15 protein-coding genes and 1 riboswitch are annotated in these 22,308 nt (G+C 40.1%); of the genes, 2 read left to right on the top strand and 13 right to left on the bottom strand.

From position 1 onward, the window contains the following. Positions 1–15: 15 nt before the first annotated feature. From NC799_RS02750 to NC799_RS02695, 12 genes are all read right to left on the bottom strand, one after another. Positions 16–675: a DUF1028 domain-containing protein gene (locus tag NC799_RS02750; RefSeq protein ID WP_272444802.1), complete on the bottom strand. Its 660-nt coding sequence runs from the start codon at positions 673–675 to the stop codon at positions 16–18. Continuing rightward, positions 672–1,661, bottom strand: a complete 990-nt coding sequence (locus NC799_RS02745) for an ABC transporter ATP-binding protein (RefSeq protein ID WP_272444801.1) — start codon at positions 1,659–1,661, stop codon at positions 672–674. Before NC799_RS02745 ends, NC799_RS02750 begins: the two co-directional genes overlap by 4 nt. Continuing rightward, positions 1,661–2,638, bottom strand: coding sequence for an ABC transporter ATP-binding protein (locus NC799_RS02740; RefSeq protein ID WP_272444799.1), 978 nt, complete (start codon positions 2,636–2,638; stop codon positions 1,661–1,663). The genes NC799_RS02745 and NC799_RS02740 overlap by 1 nt, the downstream gene beginning before the upstream one ends. An 18-nt stretch (positions 2,639–2,656) precedes the next feature. Continuing rightward, complete coding sequence (locus NC799_RS02735; protein WP_272444798.1) at positions 2,657–3,496, bottom strand: ABC transporter permease; 840 nt, start codon at positions 3,494–3,496, stop codon at positions 2,657–2,659. Between the two features lie 27 nt (positions 3,497–3,523). Further along, the gene (locus NC799_RS02730) at positions 3,524–4,468 is read right to left on the bottom strand and encodes an ABC transporter permease (protein WP_272444797.1); all 945 of its coding nucleotides are present in this window, start codon (positions 4,466–4,468) and stop codon (positions 3,524–3,526) included. A 258-nt stretch (positions 4,469–4,726) separates the two neighbouring features. Continuing rightward, positions 4,727–6,349 carry an ABC transporter substrate-binding protein gene (locus NC799_RS02725; protein ID WP_272444796.1) on the bottom strand — a complete coding sequence of 541 codons (1,623 nt, stop codon included), beginning with the start codon at positions 6,347–6,349 and terminating at the stop codon, positions 4,727–4,729. A gap of 179 nt (positions 6,350–6,528) precedes the next feature. Beyond that, complete coding sequence (locus NC799_RS02720; protein WP_272444795.1) at positions 6,529–8,097, bottom strand: response regulator transcription factor; 1,569 nt, start codon at positions 8,095–8,097, stop codon at positions 6,529–6,531. Next, positions 8,075–9,871: a sensor histidine kinase gene (locus NC799_RS02715; RefSeq protein ID WP_272444794.1), complete on the bottom strand. Its 1,797-nt coding sequence runs from the start codon at positions 9,869–9,871 to the stop codon at positions 8,075–8,077. Before NC799_RS02715 ends, NC799_RS02720 begins: the two co-directional genes overlap by 23 nt. A 1,330-nt stretch (positions 9,872–11,201) precedes the next feature. Beyond that, complete coding sequence (locus NC799_RS02710; RefSeq protein ID WP_272444793.1) at positions 11,202–12,518, bottom strand: ABC transporter substrate-binding protein; 1,317 nt, start codon at positions 12,516–12,518, stop codon at positions 11,202–11,204. A gap of 67 nt (positions 12,519–12,585) precedes the next feature. Further along, a complete protein-coding gene (locus NC799_RS02705) occupies positions 12,586–13,413 on the bottom strand; it encodes a carbohydrate ABC transporter permease (protein ID WP_272444792.1) in 828 nt (275 codons plus the stop codon). Further along, positions 13,413–14,279 carry a carbohydrate ABC transporter permease gene (locus NC799_RS02700; RefSeq protein WP_272445195.1) on the bottom strand — a complete coding sequence of 289 codons (867 nt, stop codon included), beginning with the start codon at positions 14,277–14,279 and terminating at the stop codon, positions 13,413–13,415. The genes NC799_RS02705 and NC799_RS02700 overlap by 1 nt, the downstream gene beginning before the upstream one ends. A gap of 243 nt (positions 14,280–14,522) precedes the next feature. After that, positions 14,523–15,032 carry a hypothetical protein gene (locus NC799_RS02695; protein ID WP_272444791.1) on the bottom strand — a complete coding sequence of 170 codons (510 nt, stop codon included), beginning with the start codon at positions 15,030–15,032 and terminating at the stop codon, positions 14,523–14,525. A 221-nt stretch (positions 15,033–15,253) separates the two neighbouring features. Then, positions 15,254–15,337, top strand: a riboswitch (cyclic di-GMP riboswitch). A 124-nt stretch (positions 15,338–15,461) separates the two neighbouring features. Here NC799_RS02695 and NC799_RS02690 point away from each other — a divergent pair. Next, positions 15,462–17,318: a GGDEF domain-containing protein gene (locus NC799_RS02690; protein ID WP_272444790.1), complete on the top strand. Its 1,857-nt coding sequence runs from the start codon at positions 15,462–15,464 to the stop codon at positions 17,316–17,318. Beyond that, positions 17,315–18,607 (top strand): ABC transporter substrate-binding protein, encoded by a 1,293-nt coding sequence (locus NC799_RS02685; RefSeq protein WP_272444789.1) that lies wholly within the window; start codon positions 17,315–17,317, stop codon positions 18,605–18,607. Before NC799_RS02690 ends, NC799_RS02685 begins: the two co-directional genes overlap by 4 nt. A 126-nt stretch (positions 18,608–18,733) precedes the next feature. Here the strand turns inward: NC799_RS02685 and NC799_RS02680 are convergent, their stop codons facing one another. Beyond that, positions 18,734–21,973 carry an endo-1,4-beta-xylanase gene (locus tag NC799_RS02680; protein ID WP_272444788.1) on the bottom strand — a complete coding sequence of 1,080 codons (3,240 nt, stop codon included), beginning with the start codon at positions 21,971–21,973 and terminating at the stop codon, positions 18,734–18,736. Between the last annotated feature and the right edge of the window lie 335 nt (positions 21,974–22,308).

Genomic DNA, 22,308 nt, shown 5'->3' with positions numbered 1-22,308 from the left:
TCCTTTTTAATTAAATTAACGGAATTTCACACCCGTCTTAACTGCTTCCACCCATTCATAATATCGATCAATCAATACGTTTCGGTTAGTCTCATACATCTTCGCTAACAATTGGACAGGCTCATCGTCATCATCGACACGAAAATCAACGTACGGGAAGCCATCCTCTGCCACAACTTTTACTAACGCCGCTTGCTTTCCACGTTTATCACCACCGACCTTATCAGCTGCAACTAATGCTGCAAGCAGACGCTCTTCTAACAGTCCATCTGTCTGCTCAAACGTTTCAGCCATGACGGTTAGTACGTCTTCACCTGTAAGCAAATTGCCTTGGACCGCATATTGGTCGCCAACAAAGTGCCCTTTATAATCGTCATTTTCGACCCCAGTGTAAACTGCACTGTTGCCAAAGTGATCCATCACAATTAGCTGACGTAACTCACGGCCCGGATCTTTCATTAATAACGTATTTAATGTTTCGTTCGCAGTCTTTCCTTTTTCTAAATAAGTCATACCAACCGGTCCAAGCTTTGGATTGACCCAGCCCTGGGAAGCGATGATCCCAATATTTGGTTTAATCGTGGGTGAATAGGCCCCCACTGCCGGAAAACACGAGGACACTGCCGCACCGAAATTCCCTGTTTCTTTACACCTTGCGACGATAGAAAAGGTCATGATAACCGCTCCTTAACAACGTGACATGCAGCAAAATGATTTTCTTCCACTTCAATCCATTCTGGTTCTACTTGCTTACAAATATCCTGTGCTAATGGACACCTGGTGTGGAACCTACAGCCTGAAGGAGGATTAACTGGGCTTGGCAATTCACCAGTAAGCATCACTCGCTCTTTTTTCCGCGTTGGATCTGGGACCGGAATCGCCGACAATAACGCTTGCGTATATGGGTGAACTGGATTGTTGTAAAGCTTATCACTGTCCGCTAATTCTACCATTTTCCCTAAATACATCACACCGATACGATCACTAATATAATTAACGACACTTAAGTCATGGGCAATGAATAAATACGTAAAGCCAAACTCATCCTGCAAATCCTTCATCAAGTTTAATACCTGTGCTTGAATCGATACATCTAGTGCAGCGACCGGCTCGTCAGCTACGATGAATTTCGGATTTAACGCAAGCGAACGGGCAATCCCAATTCGCTGACGTTGTCCACCAGAAAATTCATGCGGATAACGATTTTTGTAGCTTTCTGGTATTCCAACCGCGTCAAGCAATGTTTGTACTCGCTTCGAGCGCTCAGCTTGCTTTTCCTTGTATGTTCGAAGCGGTTCTTCAATGATTTCCTTGACCGTCATTCTCGGGTTGAGCGATGCGTACGGGTCTTGGAAAATCATTTGGAATTCACGCCTTTTTTCTCTCAGCTCTTGTTTTGAAAATGTCGTGATATCGCGGTTTTCAAAATAGATATTTCCCTCCGTCGGCTCTAACAACCGCAACAGCAGGCGTCCCATTGTGGATTTCCCACAGCCAGATTCGCCAACAATCCCTAACGTTTCCCCTTCATAAACGGAAAAATTTAGATCGTCAACTGCTTTAACGACTTGTTCAGGCTCTTTACGCAGGCCACCGCCGCTTAGTTTAAAGTGCTTTTTTAAGCCTTCTACTCGAACTAATTCTTTTGTTTTCGTCTGCATTATTCTGCCTCCTCATCGTACAAATAACAAGCGGTACGGTGATTCGAATCGGTTGAAAATAACGGCGGGTGCTCCGTATGACATTTATCAAACACGAACGGACAGCGATCAGCAAATCGGCAGCCTTCGTGTAAATCGTTTAAGTTTGGTGGCTGACCTTCAACAGGTTGTAGCCTTTCCTTATCGCCAAGCTTTGGCAAGGACTTTAATAACCCCTTTGTATATGGGTGCTTAGGATTTGCGAATAGCTCTTCGACTGGCGCCTGTTCGACAATTTTTCCCGCATACATGACAGCAACCTTGTCACAAATCTCAGCAACAACGCCTAAGTCGTGGGTAATCATAATAATGCCAGCATTTGTCTCGTCACGTAACTTCAACATTAAATCTAATACTTGTGCTTGAATGGTCACATCAAGCGCTGTCGTTGGCTCATCGGCAATCAATAGGGATGGGTTTCCGGCAAGCGCCATACCGATGACACCGCGTTGGCGCATACCTCCACTAAATTGGTGTGGGTATTGGTCCGCTCGGTCTTCCGCGGATGGGATTCCAACCTTTTTAAGCATTGCAATCGCGGTTTGCCAAGCAGATTTCTTTGACGCCTTCTCATGGATCATCGGCACCTCAGCAATTTGATTCCCTACCGTATATACAGGGTTAAGCGAGGTCATCGGGTCTTGGGCAATTAAACCAATCTTACTTCCACGAATGGCAAGCATGTTCTTTTCTTTCTTTGTGAGTAAATCTTCACCCTCAAATAAAACTTGCCCACTAACAAGTTCATTTCGCTTGTAGCCTACTAGGCGTAAAATCGATTGAGATGTTATGCTTTTTCCACAACCAGATTCCCCAACAATACCAAGAATTTCTCCTCGTCTTACCTGAAAGGAGATGCCATCGACGGCTTTGACGACGCCTTTTTCTGTCTTAAAGTGTGTTTTTAATTCCTTTACATCCAACAGGACATCTTCCATGGCTAGCCTCTCCTTTCCTTATGATTTTTCATTTCGAAGTCTAGGGTCAAGGGCATCACGCAACCCGTCACCCATAATATTAAAACTAAATACGGCTAGTGTAATTGCTATCCCCGGGAAAATTGCTGTCCACCAAGACAGTTCCATCCAGTCTTTTGCTTCACTTAACATAATCCCCCATGACGGCGTATCCGGAGACACCCCTAGGCCAAGGAAGCTTAATGCCGCTTCGGCCAATATCGCAAACGCAAACGAGAGCGTAATTTGCACAATTAGTGGCGCCATCGCATTTGGCAGGATGTGGCGCCACAGAATTGTGATTGGCCTTACCCCCATCGAACGCGCCGCTTCAATATAAAGTGAATCTTTTATATTCAAAACCGTTCCCCGTGCAATCCGGGCAAATATCGGTACATAGACAATTCCAATTGCTAGCATCAAATTGTTTAAGCTTGAGCCTAAAATAGCCATAATTACTAGCGCTAGTAAGATGTCCGGAAAAGAAAACAAGACATCAGTAATTCGCGAAATAAGGTTGTCAACCCATCCACCTGAATAGCCGGCAATGAGTCCCATAATCGTTCCAACAATAAAAGAAAAACCTACGGCAATAATTCCTACCTGAAGTGAAATTCTTGCCCCATACACAATTCTACTGAAAATATCGCGACCAAATTGATCGGTTCCAAACCAAAACTCTCCATTCGGTGATTGAAGACGGTTGACCGGATCCATTTCATACGGGTCATATGGTGTTAGCCATTTTGCAAAAATAGCAGTTAATAAAATAATTAAAATAATAACAAAGCCTATAACAGCCATGTGGTTTTGTTTAAATCGTTTCCAAAAATCAATCATGTTGTCACCTCCAAATCTATTGGCATTCTAGTCATACCTTATTTTCGGATTTAAATATGCATATAAAATATCTACTATTAAATTGATGATAACGAATGTCGTTGCAATTAATAGAATTGCACCTTGCAGTAAACTATAGTCTCGGTTAGCAATCGCTTGTAATGCTAGTCTTCCAACTCCTGGTAAGGAGAAGATTTGTTCAATAACTACTGACCCACCGAGTAAATAACCTGTTTGAATCCCGACAACCGTAATTACTGGAATTAACGCATTTTTTAATCCGTGCTTCCAGATCCACCGAGATTGCGAGACACCCTTGGCTTTTGCCATTTTCATATATTCTTCCCCAACAACTTCAAGCATCGATGAGCGCGTCATTCGCATCACAACCGCTCCAACCGCTGTTCCAAGCGCAATCCCTGGCATCGCCATCGACCGGATATTGCCACCTAAATCCTCGGCAAGTCCAACAAATCCACCAGATGGTAGAATTCCCCAGTGCAGTGAGAATACGAGAATCATAATTGTCCCAAGCCAAAAGTTAGGGACCGAAATTCCAAACATACCAAAAAAACTTGCACCGTAATCCATAGGTGAATTACGCTTTACCGCTGCATACGTGCCAAGTGGAATAGCAATAATGAGTGCAAAAACAACACTAATGACAGTCAGTTCAATGGTAATGGGAAGGCGTTCCATTAGTGCAGTTGCTACGGGTTGATTAGTGAAGGAAGAATAACCTAAATCACCTTGTAACACATTGGCCATCCATAATCCATATTGAACGATTAGTGGCTGATCGAGTCCTAATTTTTCACGTAATATCAGGGCCTGTTCTTCATTATAATTCGATCCAAGCAAAGCAGTAACAGTATCCCCTGGTACAAGTCTTACGAGAAAAAAAGAAATAAACGAAATTCCAATCAGCACCGGTATTGCAATTAATAGTCTCTTTAAAATATATCGACCCACCCTATTCACCTCCAGTTTAATAGAAAAGCGTAGGCGCCTTGGTAGACCCGACAAGCTTAAGTGGAATATCTATGTGGTGCTCTTTGCCACAAAGATATTTCACTTAAGACCTCGAGGGGCTAGGCGCCGCAGCTAGACATAATAGAAAAGCGTAGGCGCCGCAGCTAGACATAATAGAAAAGCGTAGGCGCCGCAGCTAGACAATAGATTTATAGTAAAAAGGATAAGGGGATGATTTCCACCCCCTATCATAACTAATTATTGTTCAATCCAAGTTTCTTCTAAAGAAATCGTCGTTACTGTTGGATTAACATCAAACCCTTTGACATCATCGCGTAGGGCAGAAGCTTGTTGGTTTGCATATAAAAATACCATTGGTGCATCTTCAACGATAAGTCGTTGTGCTTCTGTGTAAATCTCTTTTCGTTCCTCTTCACCGATTGTTTTACGTCCTTTTTCTAGTAAAGCATCGACCTCTTCATTTGAATATCCTTGTTGGTTGTAAATAGCCCCTGTATGGAAAATGTTGTACAGGAATTCGTCTGGGTCAACAAAACCAACCCAACCAACGATAGCCATGTCAAATTCTTTATTGCCTAGGTCTTCGAAGAAAATACTATCCTCTAATTGGTTTACTTTTACGTTGATACCGACTTCTTTTAACTGCTGTTTAATTACTTGAGCTGCATCAACTTGTGCTTGGTTTTGTCCAACCTTTACCGTTATGTCAAAACCATCTGGATATCCAGCTTCAGCTAGTAATTCTTTTGCTTTATCTACATCTTGCATTGGATACGTATCAAGTTCTCCATATGCCCAGTGTCCCGGAGGAATTGGTCCGCCTGTTAATGGTGTAGCTTGGCCAAACTTAACAGCATCATTTAATTCATCACGGTTTACTGCCCACGCAATAGCTTGACGAACTGCTTTTTCCTTTAATGGACCACTGTTTACGTTAAGTCCAATATATTCCCAATAGCTTCCAGTTACAGACTCAACATTAATGCCATCTTTTCCTTCAAGTAATTGAATGTCTTTTGGTGACAATTGCAAAATAATATCTAACTCATCATTTCTAATTGCTGTTGTACGAGCTGTCTCATCTGGAATAGCTTTCCAAACTATCCTATCTAGATAAGGCAAACCTTCTTTGAAATAATCATCATATTTCTCCAAAACCATTTGCTCATCTTTCTTCCATTCTACTAATTGGAATGGTCCACTACCTGCATCAACACGGTCTAAGCTACCATCATTTTCTTCGACGATGTTTTTGTTAACAATCGCATTCATCGGATTGGCTAAAAATGTTAAGAATGGTGCGACAGGTTCTTTTAATGTTACAACGACTGTTGTCTCATCTGGTGTCTCAATTTTGTCAACTTGCTCAAACTGTGGCGCACGAGAAACCATCTCAACAATCCGCTCGATTGAGTATTTTACATCCTCAGACGTTAATGGATCGCCATTGTGGAATGTAACACCATCGACTAATGTGAAAGTGTATGTTAAACCATCTTCAGATATTTCATAATCCTCGACTAGTTCCCCTTCGATTTCACCGTAAGTACCTGTTTTGTACTTAAACAGCGTGTTATACATATTTTCTATGTATCGCATCGACTGTGCGCCTGTTTCCTTGTGTGGGTCTAACCCTTGTGCGTCATTTAAATCGGCGATAGAAAGTTCACCACCTACGACCGGCTCTCCACTAGGTTGATCTTCTCCGTTGTTTTCATTCGCATCGTTACTATCGTTGGTTTGTTTACCGTTATCTGCTTCCTTGTTGTCTGAGCCTGTCCCCTCTGGTGATGAACATGCAACCATGACAAAACTTACAAATAAAAAAGCTAAAAAAACGACTAATTTTTTCATATTCATACATTTTCCCCCTTAATCAGAAAATTTGAACTAATAATTTCATAATAAATTATCAATAATCTTAAAAATATAGTAGAACTCCCAAACTTATCCGCAACCAATTTGGGATATCTCACAAAAAATATATGAACGGTTCTTTCACTTCCTTTCAGAAGCAAAAGAACCGTCCCTCGCTCACACTATCCCATCCGGTATTCGTTTGGTGTTAGTCCGTATTGTTTTTTAAATACTTTGCTAAAGTACTTTTCATTTTTATAGCCGACTTCAAATGCGATGTAGTATATTTTAAGATTAGGATTTTTCAGCAGCTCACACGCCTTCTCCATTCTTATTTTTGTTAAATAGTCGGTAATGGTAACTTTATACACTTGCTTAAACTTCCGAGAAATATATTCCCTACTAAGAAAAAATTTGTCTGCAATGTCCTGTAGCGTAATATCCTGCTGGTAATTATCTTTTAGATAGCTTGCAATTTGTTGAATACTATCCTTCTCTTTTTGGTAGTTAATTGATTTTAGTGCATCAATCAGCCGATAACAATCCTGCTTCGCTTGCAGCTTGAATTTCAGAAAGGAAAACGTTCCATCCGCATTCCAATAATCCCGCATCCATTCCTCCTCGAGCTGTTCTTTAATCCCAAATTCCTCAAGCCAATTCCCAAGGAGCAATCCAAACTGACTTTCCCATAACCTAAGCTGCTCGTATGACAAATGGTTGTTTTCCTTTAGCTGTTCAAACAATTTGTCTAATACCGCATCGATTTGCTCTTCACGGCCACTTTGTAACGCCCACTTTATTTCCTGCCCATGGTCAAGCAAGTGCAATAACGGCTTATTTACAACTTCTTTAGCCCGGTACAGCTTTGGCGCAGGTTCTGTTAATAAGTTATACGTCTGCTGTGCCCGCTTTGCATTTGCATACGACTCAACAAAATGACCCTTCACATCGCCACTAAAAATCGTGCACCTCACTTCCAAATACTGATAAATCGTCTGGTGAATCTTCTCCAACACAAACTCAGGCTGGACTGCATTCCATAAAAGAATATTAAGCTCATCATCCTTATTAATGTTTCGAAAAGCAACACCGTTTCCTGCCTGTTCAAGCACTTCATTAACTACATTCAACAATGCAAATGAAAGAAGGTCCCTGTCAGCGTTGAAGCGGTTGACTAACAACGGATGGACAGGAAGAACCGAAACCATCACCCTCGCACTGGCAATGTCAATCCCAAAAGCTTTTTTTATCTTTTTCAGAACTGAAGCCACATTTGCCTTTTCATCGATTAATCCCGAAAATAACTGATCCCAGTAATACTCTTTGACATCAATAATGACCTGGTCCTTTTCCAAAATTGATTGTTGATGCTCAACTTGCTCCTTCCACTTATCCACAGCCCTTTCTAACGTTTCATTTAAAGTATCCGGATCAATCGGCTTCAAAATATAGTCGAAGCTTCCATACAAAATTGAATTTCTCATATAGTCAAAATCATCATAGCCACTGATGACGATTGCTTTACTATCCAGTTTTGCCGAATGCAGCCACCGAAGTAGCGAGATCCCATCTCTGTTAGGCATACTCATATCCGTAAAAATGATCTCAGGACGGTGCGCTTCAATTAAAGCAATCGCCTCTTCCCCATCTACCGCTTCAAGTACCTCTGTAATCCCATGCTTTTTCCAATCCGCTAAAAGTAAAATTCCTTCTCTCACATGCTTCTCATCATCCACGATGATTGCTTTCATTTATCTCACCTACCTGTTCGAATGGAAGTATTAATGTTACGACAAAGCCACCTTCCCGGTGATTAGCAAAAGTCATTGATGCCTTTTCGCCGTAATACAAATGAAGCCTGTCATGGATATTTTTCAAACCTAAACTTGCTTCCTTACCACCTTGTGACTCCGCTTGATAAATGTAATGTGTGATTTCCTTTAATCTCTGTTCGGAAACACCTGTGCCAGTGTCACGAACAGTAATAACTAGATGATCTGTTTCCATCGACCCTTTTACATCTATTTCCCCTTGCCCATCACGAATGTCAAAGCCGTGCTTGAAATAATTTTCCACAATAGGCTGCAGAAGCATTTTCGGGATCAATTTATCGAGCATCTCCGGTTCAAAATCTATCGAAAAAGATAAATCATCACCGAACCGTTCTTTTTGCAATAACACATAGGCCTGGATATAATCTTTTTCCTTTTTTAACGGAACCATATCCTCCTCAATGTTCATGCCATACCGCATAATTTTTGAAAGGTGATTAACGAGCGTGTATATTTGCGGAACATTGTTCTTTAATGCAAGCGTACCAATCGATTGCAAGGCATTGTTTAGAAAATGCGGGTTCAACTGCGATTGCAGCACCTTCAACTGATTCGTCTTATTTTCTAACTTCAACTTGTATTCAAGATTGATTAGCTCATTGATTCGCTTCATCATCTTTCGGAACCGCTCACCCAAAATACCAATTTCATCTTGACCCAATGACTCAAACTGTACTTCCATATTGCCACGTTCCACTTGCTTAATGTTGGTTAGCAGGATGCGAATGGGGGAGGTAATTTTAAACGAAACAAATAACGTGGCTAGAATAACTAACGTTAGCCCAATTACACCGAAAACAATATTAAGCTTCGCAACACTAATTGCATCTTTAAACAAGGTCGTGTACGGAATTTTTTTCACGAGCAACCACCCACCAGAAGACTCCGGGAGCTTATCATAGACAATCATACCGGTAAACGTGGGGTCGCTCCATTCTTGCATCCCCCGTTCGTTACCGCTCGTTACAATACTATCAAACCAGTCAAAATCCGCATTTGCTGCGGAATTAGCTTGAGAACTAAAAATTACGTCGCCTTCCTCTGATAAAATGTAAAAGTCCTCGGCGCGTTTATCGTACAAATTATTACTTATCTCTGCTATTTTTTCAGGATAAATATCAATCGAAATAAAGCCTAATACGTCAACAGAAGGGGCGTCCATTAACACGCGGTGTAATGTAATCACATCTCGACCCTGATCAGCCGGTTCCATATACATGTAATACTCATTGGCTTCAGCTTTTTGGAAATATTTCTTGTTTGGATTATTACTCACTGTAGTAAAGGACAAGGTTGACTGTTTAGAAACAGAGATGTACTTTTGTAACCCCATTTCATTTTCCGGGAATGAAATCACTACCCGGTTAATGCTGCTATCCGCATATAAAATCGAAGTCATCACGTCTTTTAGTGTACTAAGCATAACATAATCAGCTGTTTCACCTTTGGACCTCATGTATCTCATAAAGTCCGTATTATTATAAAAAGAGACTGTCAAATCTTTAAAATCATTAATGTAGCTTTCTATATTTACCCTTCCTTGATAGAGAAGGTTGACGTTTTCTTCTATATACTGATTTTTAATGGAATCCTTTGTATAAAAATAAGTGATGATAATAGAGGTACCAAAAGGAATTGTTGTAATAATAAGTAAAATGGCAATTAGTCGATTTCGAATACTCGTTTTAAACATATGGCACCTCCGAAGTTTGTAGTACTATATAGTTTAACATGAATGGTAAACGTGCAGGAATAGAGGTTCAAGTTACTAGAATGTGAGCCTTATTCCACAGCAAGCGAGGTTTTATCAATCGCTAGGCAACAATAACAAAAGCGCAAGTCGCGCCTTGGAAGACTAGGCAAGCTACGAAGTGGAGCACAATTGACTACCGTTTGACTGCTGGCACGGCTCGATCGGGCGTTATTATCGTTCTTTGACTACCGTTTGACTGCTGGCACGGCTCGATTGGGCGTTAATTTCGTTCTTTGACTACCGTTTGACCGCTGGCACGGCTCGATTGGGCGTTAATTTCGTTCTTTGACTACCGTTTGACTGCTGGCAGGGCTCGGTCGGGCGTTAATTTCGTTCTTTGACTACCGTTTGACTGCTGGCAGGGCTCGGTCGGGCGTTAATTTCGTTCTTTGACTACCGTTTGACTGCTGGCACGGCTCGATTGGGCGTTAATTTCGTTCTTTGACTTCCGTTTGACTGCTGGCAGGGCTCGGTCGGGCGTTAATTTCGTTCTTTGACTACCGTTTGACTGCTGGCACGGCTCGATTGGGCGTTAATTTCGTTCTTTGACTACCGTTTGACTGCTGGCACGGCTCGATTGGGCGTTAATTTCGTTCTTTGACTACCGTTTGACTGCTGGCAGGGCTCGATCGGGCGTCATTAGCGTTCTTTGACTTCCGTTTGACACTTAACAGGGCTCAATCGGGCGTCATTAGCGTTCTTTGACTACCGTTTGACACTTAACACGGCTCGATCGGGCGTCATTAGCGTTCTTTGACTACCGTTTGACACTTAACAGGGCTCAATCGGGCGTCATTAGCGTTCTTTGACTACCGTTTGACACTTAACAGGGCTCGATCGGGCGTCATTAGCGTTCTTTGACTACCGTTTGACACTTAACAGGGCTCGATCGGGCGTCATTAGCGTTCTTTGACTACCGTTTGATACTTAACAGGGCTCGATCGGGCGTCATTAGCGTTCTTTGACTACCGTTTGACTGCTGGCACGGCTCGATCGGGCGTTAAAAAGTATCCTGAATCTAAGATCCCCTACAAAACCCAAGAATGCACTTGTCCAACCCCGAAAAGCGTAAGACAAGCCTGGGAATGGCGGTCTGTGCCATGTAGAGGATTGACTACGACTCGGGAGGGGTAGGCGCGGAAGCTGGACGTGGCTATCCCTGAATGTTATCCATGCTAGGATTTTTTTATAATTTCTTACCTTACAGGCGAAAAAGCATGCCCAATCGGACATGCTTTTCCTCACTAGCTAACTCTTAGAAAAAAACATCTTACTTCATCTCATCCCAAATTGCTTGGAATTGTTCTAACACTTCGCTGTACTCAATTCTTCCAGCAGCATACTCTTGGATTTTAGCAGCAAATTCTTTATTTGCCCCATCTGGCCATCTAAACCATGTCCAAGGAATTGTCTTATCATCTTTAGAATATTCTAAGATTGATTGACCTAATGCACCTAAGCCAGTTGGTTCAATGTTATCGAATGCTGGAATAAACGCAAATTCTTCCGTGATATATCGCTTGCCTGTTTCAGACGAAACCATCCAGTTTAAGAATGCTTTTGCTTCATCTAAGTTCTCAGAGTTCTTGTTAAGCACCCAGTTGTTTGGCACACCAACAGGTAAACGGTCTGCATCCGCATCGTCATTTAACGGAATCGGTAAAAATGCCATATTGATATCCGGGTTAATTTCATAAATCATATTTTCCGTCCAGTTACCTTGTTGTAGCATCGCTGTTTCACCTGATGCAAATAACGTTACTTGTGTATTGTAATCAGTCGTAATTGGATTTTCATTTCCAAAACCAATTTCCGTATCAATCACTTCTTGGAATTGTTCAAATTTCTCATTACCAACGATTGTTTCTGATCCATCATATAATCCTTCAATAAATGCAACTGGATCGTCTTGTTGGGCAAACGGAATGTTAAGCAGGTGTTGACCAATTACCCACCACTCACCGTAGCCTGCCGCAAACGGAGTAATTCCATTATCTTGCAGCTTTTGCGCTGCTGCTTTTAATTCTGATAACGTTTTTGGTGGTTCTGTAATACCAGCTTGCTCAAATAAATCTTTATTATAAACGAACCCATACCCCTCTAAGTTTACAGGCATACCATAAAGCTTACCATCTGTATCCGTCATCGGAACTTTTCCGATTGGAAGCACGTTCTCGACCCAAGGCTCATCAGAAAGGTCTGCTAAACGTTCTTTCCACAGTTCTAACTCTTTAAAGCCACCGTTGTTAAAAATATCTGGCTCTTCACCGGATGCGAATTTCGCTTTCAATGCAGCACCATAATCAGCACCACCACCAACAGATTCTAGCTTAATCTTTACATTTGGATTTTCCTTTTCATACTCATCAATCATCGCTTGTAGTTGGTCAGCGATTTCTACTTTGAATTGGAAAAAGTTAAGTGTAACTACCTCATCATCTGAACCTTCTGAATTACTTTCTGTCGATTTTCCACCTTCTGAATCTCCACCACTTGAACTAGTGTCGTTTGAGTCCTTAGAGCCACAACCGACTAACAAACCAACGAAAAGAATGAACGATAATAATAAGAATGCATAACGTTTCATACGAATTGACCTCCTTGTGTATGTGTTTATATTTATTACACTCTTGTTAGTTTACAAGAGTTAATAACTACTTAATAGACCCAGCTGCAATTCCTTTAATAATATGCTTTTGTAAAAATAAGAAGAAAACAATAACTGGTGCGATACCAAGCACAAGCCCAGCAAGTCCCATATCCCATTGTTTTGTGTACTGGGCAAAGAAGGAACTTGTTGCAAGTGGAATCGTCCGTAACTCTGCATCCTGTAACACTAGTAACGGAAGCAAGTAGTCATTCCAAATCCATAGCGTGTTCAAAATAATCACTGTTACCGTAATCGGTTTTAATAATGGGAAAACAATCCTCCAAAACACACCAAATTGTGTACAACCATCAACCTTCGCAGATTCTTCGATTTCTAGTGGAATCGTTTTAACGAACCCATGGAACAAAAAGAGTGATAATGGCACTCCAAACCCAAAATACATCAAGACAATACCCGGAATACTGTTCATCAGCCCCAGCATACCACCAAGTTTCATTAATGGAATCATAACTGCTTGGAACGGAATAACCATTGCAGAGACAAACAAGATAAATAGAATCGAACTAAGTTTGCCCGGTGTTCTGACCATTTTCCATGCAGCCATCGAACTTATCAAAACAATCCCAGCAATACTAAATACGGTGATCATCAACGAATTCATAAACGCTTTCGGAAAATTCAGCACATCCCAAACTTTGGCATAGTTACTGAATAACAGTTCCTTTGGCCAAGCAGCAGCATCAAGTAATATTTCCGAGAAGCCTTTTAAGGAATTGATTATCACAAAATAAAACGGAATAAGAAAGATAATAGCTAACAAAATCCCAATTATTTCAAGCAGAAACGTTTTTTTCGTATATTTCTCCCGCATTATGACTCAACCTCCTTCTTCTTCGTCATCATTACTTGGAACGTGGTAAACAAGGCAACGACGATAAAGAATAGAATCGATTTTGCTGTACCTAACCCGTAGCGATTGTTTTGGAAAGCTTCATCATAAATATTAATCGCAACCGATTCGGTCGAGTTAAATGGTCCTCCACCTGTTAAAGAAATGTTTAAGTCGAATATCTTAAACGCCATCGAAATCGTTAAGAAAAAACAAATCGTAAAAGCAGGCAGAATTAATGGAATGATGATATTTGTTAACATCTGTAATGGTGAAGCACCATCAATTTTAGCTGCTTCAATAAGCGAACGGTCCATCCCTTGCAAGGCAGCGATATAGATAACCATCATATAACCGCTAATCTGCCAAGCAAACACAATCACAATGCCCCAGAACGCTGTCACTTCATCGCCCAACCAAGGTTGATTGAAAAAGGATAAACCTGTCATGTTACCTAGTGAAGAAAAACCTTTAATGAAAATAAACTGCCAAATGAACCCTAGTAACAATCCACCAATAACATTTGGAATAAAAAAGACTGTCCGTAGTACATTTTTCGATTTCAACGGTCCGTTTAGCAATAAGGCAAAACAGAAACCGATTAAATTACTGATCACAACAGCGGCGAGCATAAATCGAGTTGTAAACCAGAAGGAATTAAGAAATTTTTCATCACTTGTGAAAATCTTGACATAGTTGTCAAAACCAACCCATTCAATGGAAGAACTGACCCCATTCCATGATGTAAATGAATAATAGACCCCCATAAGGAACGGTGCGATTTGAATGGTTAAAAAGAATAATAATGCCGGCCCAACAAATGCCGCATAAAGTAAAACCTTTTTCATTCGCACATGACGATTCCTAACTTGTGCCTTAGGCGTATCCCTTGCCGTTTCACTAGTATTTTTCATACCAACATCTGTTTTCATCATTTCACACTACCTTTCCTTGTTGGTAACGCTTACAAGTTTTATTATAAAGGCAACCTCATCAAAAAAAGAGGAACAATATTGACTAAAATAGTGCACAAAATTGATGTGCACTTCAAATTAGGTAACCTTGTAATCATATTTACCCTAGGCAAGCGTTCAAATCGGAGGTGAAACATCTCCGTTAACTTGCTGTTCATTTCGCTTTCCCTTCTCTCTTGTCAGGCCTTCATATGCAAATTGGAATCCATAAAGAAGTAATGCTTTAAACAGGAAAATGAGCATGAATTGGAACCTCTTGATTCGAACCATTGAGACAAATCCTTTCTTCTTTGCAAGTTCCACAATTGGAAACGCGTAAAAAATGTGCATGATTTGGTTGACTATAAGATATAACCAAAACTTGCCGTACGTCCATTTTAGTATCCAAAGCGAACTAACAAAAAACGGGCCAAGATTCATTGGCAATTCACCCCATACCTTTGGGTGTAGCTTTTTATACCAAAACCACCAAGTGAACCTGTCAGCTAAATAATTTTCCAGTCTCACAAATAGCGTAATAAAAATAGTTGCTGGCAAAAATCTTTTGATTGCTTCTTTTTTTAGCAAAGGAACGGTTAACCACGGAACAAGCATAATTAGAATAAGTAACCATCGATAATTTTTCATACGACCACACCTCTAACACTTTTTATTTCTTATCTTTAACTAGTTTTCCTTATAGTTACCTTTAACACTTAAGTTATACCAACCTTTGGCATATACGGTCGATATTCCTAGTATTAAGTAAATACTTATCCAATTCGACTTTGGTCGTCAGTCTCTCGAACACTATTTGTTATTGGAATGGGTTGATGGATATGATATAGTTTAGATGAAGGTCGAATTATGTTGAATAATGGCAAACTACGAAAGGTAAAGGGCGCAAAGCTACAGGTCTAAGGCTTTTAAGCTAAGATGGCTGGGTTGCCACAACTGAACACTTTCAGTCAAGAGGTACCTAGTTAAGGAGGTATCTTTTTTTCGTTATTCTTAGATAAGTCTATCGATTCACAAAAACTCAATGACACAGGGCGTTTCAGGGGGAGGTAATAAACATTGGCAAGGTCATGGTATAACCAACTACTTTATATTATCTTCATTATTTTAGGAATAATCGTCTACTTTTATCCCATTTACTTGTTCTTTAATATCCAATTTCTATTTGTATCTGTATTCTACCTAACATCCATCCGACTTTTCGGGTATCGTAAAGCACTTTTTACAGTTGGTTTGTACGTTTTAATTGGGGTGTGGATGAACGTACATCCAGTATATCTTAGCCTAATGGTGTTAGAGGTTATTGTTGTTGGTGGACTTTACCGTTCTTACGGGAAGTCAATGTTAAGTTGGGATGCTCTCTTTTGGTTAATTCTTACTATCCCTGTTTACTTTCTACTCCCTACAGTTATTATGCCAGGTCTTGAATCAGAGATAACAGTCTTACTTACCTTAAAGCTATTAATTAATGTCCTGTTAAATGCGCTGATTGCTGATATCATCTCAGAGTACTTACCAGCACTTCCAGTCATGAAAAATATATTATCCACTAGTCCTCGTTTACATCTCAGCAAAATCATGACACATATCAGCCTTTGCGCTGCCATTATTCCTTTGTTTTACTATACGATTTTTAACGGCAACTATGAAGAAAGTAAAATTGTTGATTACTACAAAATGAAAATAGACTCCTATACGAATCAGATAACAAATAAGTTAACCGAACTGGATTATCAAGAAGTGCAACAATTAAAGTTGGGTTCAGTTGTTCAAAAAGGCGTGCTGAAAGAACTCTTTGATAGTATTACAGATGTGACGACTGCTTCCATTTATGTAGTTGATCGTTACAATCAAATTTACGTAGCTAGTGGGGTGGATACCCAAACCACTCAGTCTTTTACTCTTTTTGATAACGGTTACCAGGCTGAAATAGCTAATAAGTTTAATATTTGGATGCCAAGCCAAGCAGTAACTGTATACACTTGGTCAGAAGGATATTTTTATTCACAAATTAACTTACATGATTTAACCTTTTTCGTTATCATTCCGCTCAAAAATGAGCTTGTATCCTTAGCGAATAAATTTTCTGACTATTTCAAAATTATTTTAAGTTTGTTTGGACTTATCTATCTATTTACCTTTCTTTGTGAATATATACTCTCTAAATCGTTAACTAGATTGATCACGCTCGCAACCAATATTCCTACTCGGATTCAGAAAAATCAACTGATAACGTGGGAAAAAAGCACCATCCAGGAATTTAACTTTTTAGGAACAAACATTGAAGCAATTGCTCAAAAACTGAAGGAAATGTTTCAAGAAGCAAGGGAACAAAATGAGCTTTTAACGAACCGAACAGAACAACTCATTTCTTCTCGAGAAAAGCTTTACCAGCTTGCCCATTTTGATATACTAACAGGGATTCCTAACCGACAAAAGTTTCAGAAGGACTTACAAAAATTGATGACAGAGTTGGACCAGAAATCAAATCGATCCCAATTCGCCTTATTATTTATTGATATCGATAAGTTTAAGCAAGTTAATGACCAATATGGCCACTTTGGTGGCGATGAACTTTTAGTACAATTCGCTGAAAAAGTAAGGGCATTTCTGATAGATTACGAGAATGTAGCCCTTTATCGATTAGGGGGTGATGAGTTTGTCATCATTAATAAGGAGACAAACTCCCAAGAGATTAGGAACTTTTGCGAAAAATTAATTCAAGTGGTCAAACAGCCTGTTACCATCCATCAAACAATCACTACAATTTCCATCAGCATAGGTGTTAGTTTTTACCCAGAAGACGGTACAAATGTGGAAGAACTTATGAACAATGCAGACACAGCTATGTACGAAGTAAAAAGTAGTGGTCGAGATGGCGTTAAACTATTTAGCGATGGGGAGGAAAAGATGTGAGAATTAAGACTATTATTGTCATAATGTCTATCACATTAATCATAGTCGGTTGTCGCCCTACATCTGCAACGATTCAACTAGAAGAATATGAATCTACTGTTCAAACGTTTGATCAAGAAACTAAAGCAGATTCTACTTTAACTATTTGGGCTACAGAGGACATCTTTAGCTATGCAGTCGAGCAATTTAACCAAAAATATCCAAATATAAACATTGAAATAATTAAGATAGACCGCCGTGAACTTGTGGAAACGTATATGGATAGTATTGTTAACCAAAAAACACCTGACATTTTCATGATAGAAGACCGTTATCTGGGTGCTTTCACCGGAATAAATGGTTTGGAAAATTTATATGAAGAACCTTACTTTGCAAACGAAACATTACAATTTTTTTCACCAGATTTAGTTAAAAATTATACGCAGTTTGCAAATGAAGATTTCTTGTTTGCATTACCATTTATGCACTTTCCTTATGTCACCTATTATCGGGCTGACATATTGGAAGAAGAAGGTTTCCCGAGTGACCCTGTCCAATTAGCCAATTTTATCAAAACGACAGATAATTGGTTAGAAATGGGCGCCAAGTTAAAAGAAAATGGTCATTACATGATGGATACAAATCATAGTTTATTATCCATTTTGAATAGTACCACTTACTATTTTGACGATGAGTTAAATTATTTAGCCAATAACCAGGGTGTTAGGGAAGTAGCTAAAGCAATCAATTTGGCTGTTGAAAGTAACCTAGAATCAAAAGTGAATATTTGGAATGAGGACGGAACAACAGCGTTAGCTGAGGATAAACAGGTGATGTTCTATTTACCTTCTTATGGCGTAGATTTGCTAAAAACTTGGGTTCCTAATCAAAGTGGAAAATGGAGAATTACACAATTACCACTTGGAATGAACGGTCTAGACAAAGAAACAGGAAGGTCGCTTGCCATCTCGTCTTTCAGTAATCAAAAAAAATTAGCATGGGAGTTTATTCAACTTACAGCGAAACAAATGTCTGGTATGTATCAATATTCAGATCAGAATTCTTTCTTTGGTTACCAGGACGTGAATGAAATTTTCAACAAAATAATGAACAAGCCATCACAAGGCCGCTCAACGCCGCTTGACCATTATGCCTATGATGTCTGGGATTTAAACATCTATCCAATTGTGATGGGAAACCCTATTACCTTAGAAATTTTAGATGATATCGAACAATCCATTAATGAACTTACCCGAATCGAAAAACGTGCAATCAAGGGAGTAACTGAAGGCACTGCTGGTGGGGATTGAGACTCTTTTGTTCCCAAAGATACTTCACTTAAGAATCCAGTCTGCTTGGGACAAGTCATCATTGATTTATTTTTTTTAAAAAACAGGTTCCTCGGTTAATAATTCGAGGAACCTGTTATCTATCTGTTAATTTTTCTTTAGATTACCTTGTTTAGCTTTAGTTATTGCTTCTGTTATCTGAGGTGTAGAAACATTGTTTTTTGTTACTGCAACCACTTTATAGTAATAAGTCGTTGAAGCATCCAATTTATTATCGACAAAGACATTGTCATCCATCTTTTCTGCGATCAATACGTATTGCCCATCAGCACTACTGCTTCGGTAAACGCGGTAGGTCGCTGGTTCACCTAATTTATCCCATTTCACTTTAATTACATGATGATTCAAGGCAGATGCAATTACATTTGTCATTGGTGCCATTTTCGTTAAAGCAGAAACAGGTTGACTTGCATCCGATTCCAGATATGCTCTAACAGCTTTTACATAGTAAAAATACTCTGTGTCTGAATCGAGATTAGTATCCGTGAAAATTGACTCACTCAAGTTAGTAGCTATTTCTGTATAAGTACCATCCACTGAGTTTGAACGATAAACAGTAAATGTGACTGTGTCGTCAACAGGATACTCCCACTCCAATATAACTGACTTATCGTTCCCAACTTTCACAGTTAAAGCTGTTGGGGCAGAAGGTGCCACAAGACCCGTCAATGTTAATTCACCGAACACGGATGTATCTTGATAAGCACTTCCTGTCGGGTCGTTCCATGTTGCAACACTTTGGCGCGAGCCGTCTTTTGCGTCGTTAATTTGAACGTCAAAACCAAGTGTAGAGCCGTTTTTAGGTGAAACATCACTAAGTGGGATTTTCATTTCCACTGTATAGTTCGTACCAGAAACGCTTGTTGCTGATTCAAATCCTTCTGCGATACTTGTAGGATTAAAAGAAGTTTCATTATCAAAGTTCACACGGTATTGACCATCGTCACCTTGATATGAAGATGTTTTGCCATTGTTTTGATCTAAGAAAACTTCGACAGAATCCTGTTCCCAAGCATTCGTATTCGTTTTGTCCAATTGGGAGTCACTTACATTGACTAGCACGTAAAGATTTTCGCTATCCCAAAGCGCCTTTGCTGTGCCAGTTGCCCCTTGCCATGCCATTTGGTACTGATCAACTGGAATTTCAGTCGCATTCGCCCAAACACTGTCAACCGTTCCATCAATCGTTGGTGTACCGAAAGCTGCTGTCAATTGCTTCGTTTCAATCTCCGCCGGCTGATTATCGGTTATAAACGCCTCAGGATCGATAATTGCGTCGTAGGCCGGTTTTGCTTGGAGATCCTTATCGAACACTAATGGACTAGCAGAAGCCCTCCAGCTATTCGCATCGTTTAAGCCCCAGAAAGTGACACGCGCAATGTTGTCAGCATGCTCTTTATAGATGTTAAATAATTGAGCGTATAAATAGCCCTGAGCGATTTTTTCTTCTTCTGTTTGCACACCATTGCTTCCTGCTTGAATATCCAACTCAGAAACACTTACTTCGACACCAAGTGAAATAAATTTTTCCAAAGAGCTATCGACATTATCAGGATTTGTGTTTAAATTGTAATGCCCTTGCATACCAATTCCATCAATTAATAAATCACCATTATTATTAGCTGCATATCTGTCATTGATATCTTTAACCATTTGGTAAATCGCTTCCGCTTTGTTTTGATTATCAGTGTTATAATCGTTGTAATAAAGCTTGATATCCCAGCCATTTTGTTTAACCACTTCTTTCGCAGCTAAAAATGCCTGCTCAACATAATCTGCTCCAATTGATTTGTACCAATTTGATTGACGTAATGAGGCCTTCCAATTCGTTGGGTTCGGAGGGTTATCGTTCATTGCCTCGTTAACAACATCCCAACCTATCACTTTATCACCGAAGTTTTCCATCACTGTTTGGATATGGGTTTGCATGTTAGTAAGCGCTTCCTCACGGCTTAATGGTGTCCCATCAGCAGCTAGGTTCATCCAATCAGGTGACTGCTGGTGCCAAACGAGGACATGCCCGTACATTTGCAAACCATTAGCAAGCGCTTCATTAACAAGTGCATTTGCCGCATCAAACGTAAACACACCTTTTTCAGCCTGGAGACTACCTGGTTTCATGGCATTCTCTGCCGTAACGACATTGTGATGTAACTTAAGCAGGTCTAATCTAGAACCTTGAAGATCTGCTGCCGATACCGCATTACCAATCAAAAAGTCATTTTGATAAACGTCTTTGATCGGCGTCAGGTCTGTCTGAACAGCTATTGGACCGGAACCAGTTGGCTCAAAGCTAATATCGTCAATATAGAATGATGCCGTACTATTATTGGAGCTTTCCACGTAAATCGTCACATACTCATCTGCTACTGTGTTATATCGAAATGTCCCTTCGTATAAAACCCAGCCATCATTCGTTGTAATCGTTTTACCCAATATATTATTATAGCTTGGGCTACTATTTCCAACTTGAGTCGAAAGCTGAAGATGAGAGCTTTCCGGAGAAATCAACTTCACCCATGCAGAAATCTTATATTCATATCCCTCATCAATGTATTGCTCAACACGTAACGCTGGACCATTCCACGCTTGTGTTCTGCCCTCCACTTTGAGCGAATATGAACCGCCTTCGGTATGGTTAGCTTCGTTAGTCACAGTCAATGTTTCTGTGCCGGCACGTCCTTCAAACCCGCTCGTTGTTTGATCCTCAAAAGTAACCGTAGTAAAATCGATACTTGGCTCTCTAGAGGTCTCAGGTGTCTGTGTGCCTGAGGATGGATTCTCGGTGATGATCACTTCTCCAATGTAGAATGGAACTGTAGCCCCTTCATCACTGGACTGAACACGAAATTTAGTATCACTAGCATTCGATCCAACTGTGTACTCACCAGTCAGTGTAAATGCTTCCCCAGCTACGAAGTTTACGTTCGATAACCAAGAATAACTACCAACTGCAGATAAAACCACTTGGCCATTAGTTGGTACCGTTACACCCGAATCGACATAGCCAGTTACACTAATCGAATACGATTTGCCGTCTTGTAATCCTATATCAGCAAAAGTAAAATCGGCTGCATCCCAGGAATTTGTTCTATTACTTACATATAAAGCAGCCCCGTCATCATTACCAGTGAAAAATTTGTCCGTAACCGCTGTTAATGTCGCATTACCAGACTGCGTTGCCGCTCCTTGACCATTAGCGAATGTTTCTTGATATACGGTAGTAGACGTGGCATCGACTTGCAATAGTGGTCCGAATAATCCTGATGGAACAACTAAAGCAATAATCAGTAATACCGAAATATTTTTTTTCAATTTTTTACCCATTTACTACATTCCCTCCCACAATTTTCGACAAATTATAGTAAAGCGCTTACAAATTTTCCAACACTAACCTCCTTCCACTCTTAACTATAACGCCAAAAGCAAAAAAACGAACTATAAAAACTATAGAATTTCCTTTGACTTTTAAAGAACCGCTCTCAAGCCTCCAATCAACAAAACCCGGGTAGTGCCTTATGCACTACCCGGGTTCAACTATTTCTTATAGGTCTGTTTGATTTCCTTCTGCGTCTCTTTCAACCTTCATCTTCGTTGCGGCGATGTACCCTTGTTCAGCAAGTAAGCCTGATTGAACATCGTCACTCATTAAGTAGTCAAGG

This window comes from Aquibacillus salsiterrae (assembly GCF_028416595.1).
Taxonomy (GTDB): Bacteria; Bacillota; Bacilli; order Bacillales; family Amphibacillaceae; genus Aquibacillus_A; species Aquibacillus_A salsiterrae.
Note: the sequence above shows the minus strand (reverse complement) of the source record. Positions and strands in the feature narration are given on the sequence as shown.

Coding starts and splice junctions, on each gene's coding strand:
- NC799_RS02745 (WP_272444801.1), bottom strand. CDS start 1,661: ATGCAGACGAAAACAAAAGAATTAGTTCGAGTAGAAGGCTTAAAAAAG.
- NC799_RS02750 (WP_272444802.1), bottom strand. CDS start 675: ATGACCTTTTCTATCGTCGCAAGGTGTAAAGAAACAGGGAATTTCGGT.
- NC799_RS02720 (WP_272444795.1), bottom strand. CDS start 8,097: ATGAAAGCAATCATCGTGGATGATGAGAAGCATGTGAGAGAAGGAATT.
- NC799_RS02735 (WP_272444798.1), bottom strand. CDS start 3,496: ATGATTGATTTTTGGAAACGATTTAAACAAAACCACATGGCTGTTATA.
- NC799_RS02680 (WP_272444788.1), bottom strand. CDS start 21,973: ATGGGTAAAAAATTGAAAAAAAATATTTCGGTATTACTGATTATTGCT.
- NC799_RS02700 (WP_272445195.1), bottom strand. CDS start 14,279: ATGAAAAAGGTTTTACTTTATGCGGCATTTGTTGGGCCGGCATTATTA.
- NC799_RS02710 (WP_272444793.1), bottom strand. CDS start 12,518: ATGAAACGTTATGCATTCTTATTATTATCGTTCATTCTTTTCGTTGGT.
- NC799_RS02725 (WP_272444796.1), bottom strand. CDS start 6,349: ATGAATATGAAAAAATTAGTCGTTTTTTTAGCTTTTTTATTTGTAAGT.
- NC799_RS02705 (WP_272444792.1), bottom strand. CDS start 13,413: ATGCGGGAGAAATATACGAAAAAAACGTTTCTGCTTGAAATAATTGGG.
- NC799_RS02740 (WP_272444799.1), bottom strand. CDS start 2,638: ATGGAAGATGTCCTGTTGGATGTAAAGGAATTAAAAACACACTTTAAG.
- NC799_RS02715 (WP_272444794.1), bottom strand. CDS start 9,871: ATGTTTAAAACGAGTATTCGAAATCGACTAATTGCCATTTTACTTATT.
- NC799_RS02695 (WP_272444791.1), bottom strand. CDS start 15,032: ATGAAAAATTATCGATGGTTACTTATTCTAATTATGCTTGTTCCGTGG.